The 10,037-nt window shown below is 74.6% G+C and carries 6 protein-coding genes; 1 reads left to right on the top strand and 5 read right to left on the bottom strand.

Annotated features, from left to right (window positions below):
* On the top strand, positions 1–680 hold a 680-nt coding region (locus O2W20_RS06380; protein WP_269170887.1), incomplete at its 5' end, for a hypothetical protein.
* A gap of 82 nt (positions 681–762) precedes the next feature.
* On the opposite strand, the gene ilvC is transcribed toward O2W20_RS06380, so the two are convergent.
* The 5 genes from ilvC to O2W20_RS06355 form a co-directional block, all read right to left on the bottom strand.
* Positions 763–1,788, bottom strand: coding sequence for a ketol-acid reductoisomerase (ilvC, locus tag O2W20_RS06375; RefSeq protein WP_269158866.1), 1,026 nt, complete (start codon positions 1,786–1,788; stop codon positions 763–765).
* A 70-nt stretch (positions 1,789–1,858) separates the two neighbouring features.
* The gene (ilvN, locus tag O2W20_RS06370) at positions 1,859–2,383 is read right to left on the bottom strand and encodes an acetolactate synthase small subunit (protein ID WP_036340025.1); all 525 of its coding nucleotides are present in this window, start codon (positions 2,381–2,383) and stop codon (positions 1,859–1,861) included.
* 2 nt (positions 2,384–2,385) lie between these two features.
* Positions 2,386–4,344 carry an acetolactate synthase large subunit gene (locus O2W20_RS06365; protein ID WP_269170886.1) on the bottom strand — a complete coding sequence of 653 codons (1,959 nt, stop codon included), beginning with the start codon at positions 4,342–4,344 and terminating at the stop codon, positions 2,386–2,388.
* A gap of 249 nt (positions 4,345–4,593) precedes the next feature.
* Entirely contained in the window at positions 4,594–7,368 is a 2,775-nt protein-coding gene (locus tag O2W20_RS06360) for an EAL domain-containing protein (RefSeq protein WP_269170885.1), read from the bottom strand.
* Complete coding sequence (locus tag O2W20_RS06355) at positions 7,365–10,004, bottom strand: putative bifunctional diguanylate cyclase/phosphodiesterase (protein WP_269170884.1); 2,640 nt, start codon at positions 10,002–10,004, stop codon at positions 7,365–7,367. Before O2W20_RS06355 ends, O2W20_RS06360 begins: the two co-directional genes overlap by 4 nt.
* Positions 10,005–10,037: the final 33 nt, after the last annotated feature.

The following is a 10,037-nucleotide window of genomic DNA, read 5'->3' as shown; positions in this document are numbered from 1 at the left end:
AGGGCCAGTACGGGCAGGGCCAGTACGGGCAGGGCCAGTACGGGCAGGGCCAGTACGGGCAGGGCCAGTACGGGCAGGGCCAGTACGGGCAGCAGGCGTACGGCCAGTACGGCCCCTACGGCCAGCAGCAGCACGGCCAGCCCGACCCGTACGGCCAGCAGGGACAGTCCTACGGGCAGTACGGCTACGGGGAGTCCCCGGCGACCGCCCGTCCCGGCGGGGTGATCACCGCGGCCGTCCTCGGCTTCGTGCTCGCCGCGTTCGGCGTCCTGGTCGGCTTCTTCCTGATCGTCTTCGGTGCGGCGGCCCTCGCCGGCGCCGAGGGCTTCGAGGGCTTCGAGGAGGAGCTCGTCCCCGGTGTCGGCGGCGGGCTCGGCGCCGTGGGCGGCATCTCGCTGGCCTTCGGGCTGATCACGGTCCTGTGGACGGTGCTGATGATCTGGGGCTCGGTCTGGGCGCTGACCGGCCGCAGCCGGGTGCTGCTGATCGTCGGCGGGTCGATCGCCATCGCGTTCACCGGCCTGACCCTGCTCGGCAGCCTCGGCGACGGCGCCCCGGGCGGCATCCTGTTCTCCCTGCTGCTGGTCGCCGCCGCCGTGTCGACGGTCCTGCTGGTCTGCCTCAAGCCGGCCAGCCGTTACTTCGCCGCCCGCCGGGCCCAGCGGGCAGCCACCCGCTGACCTCCCCCCGAACGCGACACGGCCCCCGCAGCAGACGCTGCGGGGGCCGTGTCGTCTCACCCCGCCGGAGCGGGGTGTTGCCTCAGCGGGCGGCGGTGCCGGTGTAGTCGTCGCTGGCGCTGACCCAGCTCATCAGGCCACGGAGCTTGCGACCGGTCTCCTCGATCGGGTGCGCCTCGGCCGCGGCGCGCTTGGCCTTGAAGTCCGGCGCCCCGGCGTCCTGGTCGGCGATGAAGGCAGCGGCCCACGAGCCGTCCTTGATCGCGGCGAGTACCTCCTGCATCGACTCCTTGACGCGGGCGTCGACCACCTTCGGGCCGGAGGTGTAGTCGCCGTACTCGGCGGTGTCGCTGACCGACCAGCGCTGCTTGGCGATGCCGCCCTCGTACATGAGGTCGACGATCAGCTTGAGCTCGTGCAGGCACTCGAAGTAGGCGATCTCGGGCTGGTAGCCGGCCTCGGTGAGGGTCTCGAACCCGGCTGCCACCAGCGCGGACATGCCGCCGCAGAGCACGGCCTGCTCGCCGAACAGGTCGGTCTCGGTCTCCTCGGCGAACGTCGTCTTGATGACGCCGGCGCGGGTGCCGCCGATCCCCTTGGCGTAGGAGAGCGCGAGGGCCTGGGCGCTGCCGCTGGCGTCCTGCTCGACGGCGATGAGGCAGGGCACGCCCTTGCCGTCGCTGAACTCGCGGCGGACCAGGTGCCCGGGGCCCTTGGGGGCGACCATCGCGACGTCGACGCCGGCCGGGGGCTTGATGTAGCCGAAGCGGATGTTGAAGCCGTGGCCGAAGAACAGCGCGTCGCCGTCCTGCAGGTTGGGCTCGACCGACTCGGCGTACAGCGTCCGCTGCACGTGGTCCGGGGCGAGGATCATGATCAGGTCGGCCTCGGCGGAAGCCTCGGCGGGGGTGACCACGCGCAGGCCCTCGGCCTCGGCCTTGGCCCGGCTCTTGGAGCCCTCGGGCAGGCCGACCCGGACGTCGACGCCGGAGTCACGCAGCGACAGCGCGTGGGCGTGGCCCTGGCTGCCGTAGCCCAGGACGGCGACGGTGCGCCCCTGGATGATCGAGAGGTCGGCGTCGTCGTCGTAGAAGATCTCGGCGGCCATGCGGTTGTGTGCTCCTTCAGTGGACGGGCCACCAAAATGGCCATCTTGGTGGTGGTTCGGGCGGGTGGGACTAGGCGGAGCGCTCGACCGGGCGCAAGGTACCGGCGCCGCTCATCGACCGCGGTCCGCGGCCCAGTGCGACGGTGCCGGACTGGGCCATCTCCTTGATGCCGAGCGGTGCGAGGACGGCCAGCAGCGCCTGCAGCTTGTCCGGCGTGCCGGTCGCCTCGAGCGTGACGGTGTCGGTGTTGACGTCGATCACCCGGGCCCGGAAGAGCTCGGCGGTCTGCAGCACCTGGGCGCGGTCGGCCAGCGGTGCACGCACCTTGACCAGCAACAGCTCGCGCTGCACCGCGGCGGTGTCCAGCTCGACGATCTTGATCACCTCGATCAGCTTGTTCAGCTGCTTGGTGATCTGCTCCAGCGGCTGCGCCTCGGCGTCGGCCACGATCGTCATCCGGGACAGGTCCGGGTTCTCCGTCGGCCCCACGGCGAGGGACTCGATGTTGAACCCGCGCCGGCTGAACAGCGCCGAGACCCGGGCCAGGACGCCGGACTTGTTCTCCACCAGGACCGAGAGCGTGTGACGCGTCATCCCTACACCTGTCCCTCTCCGAAGACCGGGCGCACGTCGCGCGCGGCCAGGATCTCGTCGTTGCTGGCCCCGGCCGCGACCATCGGCCACACCTGGGCGTCGGAGCCGACGATGAAGTCGATGACGACCGGGGCGTCGTTGATCGCCATGGCCTTCTCGATCACCGCGTCGACGTCGTCCTTGGACTCGCAGCGCAGCCCCACGCAGCCCAGCGCCTCGGCGAGGGTGACGAAGTCGGGGATGCGGACCTGCCGGGCCGTCCCCTCCTTGCCGCCGTGGGTGTTGAGGTGGGTGTTGGAGTAGCGGCCCTCGTAGAACAGGGTCTGCCACTGCCGGACCATGCCGAGGTTGCCGTTGTTGATGACGGCGACCTTGATCGGGATGCCCTCGATCGCACAGGTGGCCAGCTCCTGGTTGGTCATCTGGAAGCAGCCGTCGCCGTCGATCGCCCACACCGTGGTGCCGGGCATGCCGTACTTGGCGCCCATGGCGGCCGGGACGGCGTAGCCCATGGTGCCCAGCCCGCCGCTGTTGAGCCAGGTGCCCGGCTTCTCGTAGGAGATGAACTGGGCGGCCCACATCTGGTGCTGCCCGACCCCGGAGGCGTAGATCGCGTCCGGGCCGGCGATCGCACCCAGCCGCTCGATCACGTACTGCGGGGAGAGCATCCCGTCCTCGGGCCAGTCGTAGCCCAGCGGGTAACGAGTGCGCCAGTCCTCCAGCTGCTCCCACCAGGCGTCCAGGTCCGGGGTCCGGCCCGCCTCGTGCTCGGCGCGCAGGGCGGCGACGAGCTCGACGATCGTCGCCTTGGCGTCCCCCACGATCGGCACGTCGGCCTTGCGGTTCTTGCCGATCTCCGCCGGGTCGATGTCGGCGTGGACGACGGCGGCGTTCGGCGCGAAGCTCGACAGCTCGCCGGTCACCCGGTCGTCGAAGCGCGCGCCCAGGGCGACCAGCAGGTCGGCCTTCTGCAGCGCGGTGACCGCGGTGACGTTGCCGTGCATGCCCGGCATGCCCAGGTTCTGCCGGTGGCTGTCCGGGAAGGCGCCCCGGGCCATGAGCGTGGTGACCACCGGGGCGCCGGTCAGCTCGGCCAGCTCGGCCAGCTCCTCGGCGGCGCCGGCCTTGAGGACGCCGCCCCCGACGTAGAGGACCGGCTGGCGGGCGGCGGCGATGAGCGCCGCGGCCTCGCGCACCTGCTTGCCGTGCGGACGGGTGGTCGGCTTGTAGCCGGGCAGGTCGATCCGCGGCGGCCAGCTGAAGTCGGTGGTGGCCTGCAGGACGTCCTTGGGGATGTCGACCAGGACCGGCCCGGGGCGCCCGGTGCTCGCCAGGTGGAAGGCCTCGGCGATCTTCTGCGGGATCTCCGCCGCGTCGGTGACCAGGAAGTTGTGCTTGGTCACCGGCATGGTGATGCCGCGGATGTCGGCCTCCTGGAAGGCGTCGGTGCCGATGGCGGCGGTCGGCACCTGCCCGGTGATCGCGACCATGGGCACCGAGTCCATGTAGGCGTCGGCCAGCGGGGTCACCAGGTTCGTGGCGCCCGGCCCGGAGGTGGCCATGCAGACGCCCACCCGGCCGGTCGCCTGGGCGTACCCGGTGGCGGCGTGCCCGGCGCCCTGCTCGTGCCGGACCAGCACGTGCCGCAGCGCGGAGTCGAACAGCGGGTCGTAGGCCGGCAGGATCGCCCCGCCCGGGATGCCGAAGACCACCTCGACACCGACCGCCTCCAGCGACCGGACCAGGCTCTGCGCCCCGGTGATGCCGGAGACCGGCTCGGCGGCCGCCTCGGCCATCGACCGGGCGGTCGTCTCCACCCCGAGGGTGGCCTGGGCGGCGGCCTCGCTGGGGAGGACCGCCGTCGCCGGCGCGGGACCGGCGCCAGGAGCCGGGCCGGCCGCGGGACCGGCTGCGGACGAGGGGTGGGCCGCGGCGGTGCGGCCGGTGCTGGTGGTGCTCATCTCGACGATCTCCCTGGGCGCGGGGTGGGGTGCTGCGGCGGACGCCTGTCGGTGGGCGGGGAGTCGGCCAGACGGTGCCCGGCCAACAAAAAACCCCTCGTGCCGGCTGGCACGGAGGGGTGGCGCGTCGGTCGGGAGGGACCGGCGCGCTAGCGGATCGCTACGAGCAGACGAGTGCGTGGCACGGGGACACTGTGCGCCCCGCAGCACGACCGCGTCAACCGTGTCATCCCACGTCGTGGGAAACGGCTACACGGTTCCTGGGACGACGGCCGCGAACGGCGCCTGCCCGGACACGGCGTCGAGCAGGTCGGGGTCGAACGCGTCGATGACCGCCGGCAGCTCCGCAGGGCTGGTCGGACGGCCCAGCAGGAAGCCCTGCAGGTACCGGCAACCGAGGTCGCGCAGCGCCGCCAGCTGCCCCGAGGTCTCCACGCCCTCGGCGACGACGTCGATGGACAGCCGCTTCCCGAGCTCGATCACGCTGTGCACGAGCGCCGCGCTGCGCGCGTCGTCGGCGATGCCGGCGAGGAACTCGCGGTCCATCTTCAGCACGTCGACCGGCAGCCGGGCCAGGTAGGCGAAGGTCGAGTACCCCCGCCCGAAGTCGTCGAGGGAGATGACGCAGCCCATGTCGTGCAACGTCTGCAGGTCACCGTCGGCCCGGTCCGGCTGACCGATGAACAGCGACTCGGTCACCTCCAGCATGAGCCGCTGCGCCGGCAGCCCGGCCCGGGCCAGGGCGGCGGCGACGTCGGGCACGAGGCTGCCCGACTGCAGGTGCCGCACGCTGATGTTGACACCCACGCGGAGGTCACGCCCCTGGCGGACCAGCCCGGCGAGCTCGGCGGTGGCCTGTTCCAGCACCCACCGCTGCAGCGGCACGATCAGCCCGTCGTCCTCGGCCAGCGGCACGAACTCCTCCGGCGACACCTCACCGAGCACCGGGTGGTCCCAGCGGACCAGCGCCTCCAGGCCCAGCACCCGGCGCTCGGCGACGCCGACGACGGGCTGGTAGACCAGCCGCAGCTCCCCCCGGGACAGCGCGTCGGGCAGGTCGCGGGCCAGCCGGGTGCGCCGGACGGTGGCGCTGTCGGCGGTCTCGCCGTGGCGGCGGACGCACCCCTTGCCGGCCGCCTTCGCCGCGCGCAGCGCCAGGTCGGCGTTCCGGATCGCCACCGCGACCTCGTCGGCCGGGTTCAGCTCGGTCACCCCGATGCTGCAGGAGACGTCGAAGACCAGGTCCGGGTCGGCGCCCGGGGTGGGCACCGAGCGGTGGACGCCGGCCAGCTCGGCGATGATCCGCTCGGCCAGCGCCGTGGCCTCGTCCAGGTCGGCCCGGACGACGACGGCGAACTCGTCGCCGCCCAGCCGGCCGACCAGGTCGCGGTCCCGGACCGAGGCGCGCAGCCGGTCGGCGACCTCGGTCAGCAGCAGGTCACCGGCCTCGTGCCCGGCGATGTCGTTGACCGCCTTGAAGCCGTCCAGGTCCAGCAGCAGCACGCAGGAGACCTCCCCCTCTGCGGCCCGGCTCCGGGCGCCGGCCAGGGCGGCCATCAGCCGGGCGCGGTTGGGCAGCCCGGTGAGGTAGTCGGTGTAGGCCATCCGCTCCAGCTCGCGCTCGCTGTGCCGGCGCGAGTCGACGTCGCGCAGGTGCAGCACCAGGCCGGCGGCGTCGAGGGCACCCGGCGCCGCGCTCGGCAGCGCGTCCAGCGTCCTGGAGGGCACCACCCGCACGGTCTCGTACGGCCGCCAGGTGCCGTCCTTGCCCCGCAGCCGGAAGACCCGCCCGCGGCCCTGCCCCGGGTCGCCGCCCGCGGCGAGGGCCGCCACCAGCTCCGCCCGGTCCTCGGCGTGGACGAACTCGACCAACTGCCGGCCCTCCAGGTCCCGCGCCGTCCAGCCGTGCGGGTGGTGACCCGCGGTGGAGTCCCAGGTGATCCGACCGCGGTGGTCCAGCACGATGGCGATGTCGGCGGCGCTGTGCACCAGCGTCCGGAAGTAGGCCTCGGTGCGCAGCACCTGCCGGGTCAGCCGCGCGCCGTCCGCCGCCCACACCAGCGTGCGGGCGAAGGTGAGCAGCAGCAGCAGGGCCGCGGCGCCCGCCTCCACCGGCAGGATCGACCGTCCGGCGATCCGGCCGACCAGCAGGAGGAGGACCACGCCGAACGCGGCGCAGTAGCCGACCACCACGCCCAGCAGCGGCACCTCGGGGGGCTCGTCCGGGTCGGTGGACCGCCCCGGGTCGGCGGCGATGGCGAGGGTGCCGAAGGCCAGCATGGCCAGCCAGGCGGTGCCGCTGACCACGTCGGTGACGATGGAGGGGCCGGCCACGGCGATGGCGCCGCTCACTGTCACCACGGCCACCGAGGCGAAGCAGGCCAGCAGCCACCCGGCGGCGGCCCGGCGGGCCTGGCCCACCCCGGCGAAGGTGACCAGCCCGACGGTGCACAGCACCACGCCGGCGGCGGGGTAGCCCCGCGTCATGAGGTCGTCGACGGAGTCGGCCGTGCGCCCCAGCGCCGTGCCGATCACCATCTCGGCCAGCGCGGACAGGGCGATCAGGGCGACGGCGGCGTCCAGCGCCACCCGCGCACCGATCCCGACGGCGGCCGACCGGATCAGCCGGGCGCAGCCGAGCAGCGCGAAGGGGACCGCGGCGACCAGCGCGACGTCCTGCGGCCCGGCGGTCACCGCGTTCACCCCGGCCCCGCGGACGGCGGCGATCGCCTCGCCCAGGGTCAGCAGCGCAGCGAGCACGGCGAACGCCCGCCAGGGCGCCGCCGACTCCCGGTCCAGCCGCTTCGCGTGCCGCACCACGAGCACGCCGATGGCCAGCGACGCTGCGCTGAGCACCGCCGGCGCCGAGTGCGCGGAGGCCGCGGGCCAGAGCGTCTCCACGACGGCGAGGCCGCCGGCGACCGCACCGAGCAGGGACAGCACCGTGGCCCGGGGCCAGCGCGCCACCGCGGGCGCGAGGGGCAGCGCCGGGACACCGGGCGACGGAGCGGACAGCACGGTCACGACGCGCCCACCCGGCCGGCCACCCCGGGCCACAGCCGCCCGGTGTCGGACTCCAGCAGCTGCACCAGCCCGGCCAGCCCGATCGGGCGGGCGAGCAGGAAGCCCTGGGCGTACCCGCAGCCGAGGGCGCGCAGCGCCGTCAGCTGACTGGTCGTCTCCACGCCCTCGGCCACGACGTCGATGCCCAGTGTCGCGGCCAGCGCGACCACGGCCTGGCAGACGGCCCGGCTGTACGGGTCCCGGTCGACCCGGGACAGCAGGCTGCGGTCCAGCTTGATGATGTCGATCGGCAGCCGGCCGAGGGCCGGCAGCGAGGAGCGTCCGCTGCCGAAGTCGTCCAGGGCCAGGCGCACGCCCATCAGCCGCAGCGCCGCCACGTCGTCGGCGAGCGCGCCCACCTCGAGGCTGGACTCGGCGATCTCCACGACCAGTCGCTCCGGCGGCAGACCGCTGTCCCGCAGGGCAGCCGTCACGTCCCCGACCAGCGTGCCGGCCGCGAGGTGGGCGGCCGAGACGTTGACCGCCAGCTTCAGCGCCACGCCGCTCCGGGGCAGGGTCAGCGCGGCGGCGGTCGCCTCGCGCAGCACCCAGCGCTGCAGGTCGACCACCAGGCCGGCCCGCTCGGCGACCGGCAGGAACTCCTCCGGCGGCACCTCCCCGTACACCGGGTGCTGCCAGCGCAGCAGCGCCTCGACGCCGGTGACCCGCTGGTCGTCCAGGGCGACGATCGGCTGCCAGGCGAGTGCGAGCTCGCCGCGGTCCCGGGCGCCGACCAGGTCCTCGCGCAGCTGCTCCCGGCGGTCGCGGGCAGCGGACAGCTCGGACCGGTACCGGCGCACCGAGCCAGTTCCGGCGGCCCGGGCGGCCACGACGGCGAGCTCGGCCCGGTCGACCGCCTGGCCCTCGGACAGCCCCGGGTCCAGCGGGACCAGCCCGACCGCCCCGGACAGGTCCACGATGCCGGCATCGGTCACGATCGGCGCCTCGATCGCCGCCAGGCAGCGGGCGGCGAGCCGGTCGAGCTCGTCCCCGGTCCCGTGCGCCAGCACGCTGAACAGCTCGGTGCCGATCCTGGCCACCTGGTCCTCGCCGCGCACCGTCGCGCGCAACCGGCGGGCGACCTCGGTCAGCGTCGTCTCGACGACCTCGCTTCCGGCGTTCTCCAGGGCCGCACGCAGGCCGTGCAGCTCGACCAGCAGCAGTGCGGCGTCGGTCGGCCCGTCGTCCTCACCGGCCAGCAACTCGGCCAGGGCCAGCCGCTGGGCTGCCCGGTTCGGCAGGCCGGTGAGCGGGTCGACGAAGGCCAGCGAGCGCAGCTCGAGCTCCCGGTCGAGCCGCGCGGTCACGTCGCGGCAGTGCAGCACGAGTGCGGCGACGTCGGCGTCCCCGCGCAGGTCGGTGACCCCGGCCTCGAAGACCCGCCAGGCGCCGGTGCGGTCGGCCAGCCGGAAGCTGCACAGGCCGAGGACGACCCCGCCCGACCCCTCGCCGGTGAGCCACGCGGCCACCTCGACCGCGTCCTCCGGGTGCACGACCTCCGGCAGGGACCGGCCCCGCAGGCCCGGACTCCCGGCCGGCTCCACCGCGGGAGCCACCCAGCTGATCCGCAGGTCGCCGTCGAGGATGAGCACCGCGTCGCTGCTGGAGCGGACCAGCGAGCGGAAGTAGGCCTCGCTGCGCCGGAGCCGCGCGGCGACCCGGTGTTCGTCCCGGGCGGCGGCGGCGCGGTGGACGGCGGTGAGGGACAGACAGCTGAGCAGGGCGATCGTGGCGGCCGGGGACGGCGCGGCACCGAGCAGCGGAGCCCCCAGGTAGGCCACCCCGGCGGCCACGGTCACCAGGTGCGGGAGCAGCTGGCCGACCACGTTGATCCGGGCGCTGGCCCGGGTCGGCGGTGCCTCGTCGTGGGCGCCCGGGTCGCGCAGCGCCGCCAGGCAGAGCAGCAGCAGGCTGACGAGCTCACCGGCGGGCGCGGCGCCGCCCAGGGCGGCGAGCTGCAGGTCCTCCCCGGCGATCGCCAGGCCGTGCGTGGTCGCCCAGGTCGCCGCGGCGAGCAGCAGCAGCGCGCCGGCGCCCCGCCGGGGTCCGGGGGACGCAGCGATCAGCAGGAGGACGGCGGACAGCACCGAGGCGGTCACCAGGCAGGCGACCTCCAGGACGACGCGGTCCGCGCCCTCCAAGGGCTGGGTGCGCATCGCCGGTCCGACCACGAGCACCTGGGCCAGCACGAGGGAGGCGCAGAAGAAGAGGGCGGTCTCGGTGGCCAGCCGGGCACCGCCGCGGCGCAGCCGCCCCGGGGACAGCAGGGTGAGCACGGCGACCAGCGCGAGCAGCGCCGCCGGCAGCTGGACCAGCTGACCGGTGGCGTCGAACCGGCCCTCGGCCGGCGGGTCGGTCAGCAGCCCGGCGAGCAGGCTGGTGCCCAGCCCGAGGAGCACGGCGAGGGCGAGCAGGCGCCAGCCGCGCAGGCCGCCGGAGCCCCGGCCCCCGGTGCGCCACAGCAGCCCGGCGGTGACCAGGGCGACCGCGAACAGGAGCAGGTCGGCAGCCAGCGGGGCGGCACCGCCCGCGGCCCCGGTGAGCACCGGAACGGCGAGCAGCCACCCACGGGTCCGCCACCGGCGCGTCTGCTGCACCTCAGGACTGTCGACGCAGGAGTGCGCCGGCAA

The organism is Modestobacter sp. VKM Ac-2982 (assembly GCF_026967935.1).
GTDB lineage: Bacteria > Actinomycetota > Actinomycetes > Mycobacteriales > Geodermatophilaceae > Modestobacter.
The sequence above is the reverse complement of the archived record's forward strand: the minus strand, read 5'-3'. Positions and strand labels throughout refer to the sequence as shown.

What these genes read in the sequence shown, in the direction of transcription:
- ilvC (WP_269158866.1), bottom strand. Translation starts at nt 1,788, where the DNA reads ATGGCCGCCGAGATCTTCTACGACGACGACGCCGACCTCTCGATCATC.
- ilvN (WP_036340025.1), bottom strand. Translation starts at nt 2,383, where the DNA reads ATGACGCGTCACACGCTCTCGGTCCTGGTGGAGAACAAGTCCGGCGTC.
- O2W20_RS06365 (WP_269170886.1), bottom strand. Translation starts at nt 4,344, where the DNA reads ATGAGCACCACCAGCACCGGCCGCACCGCCGCGGCCCACCCCTCGTCC.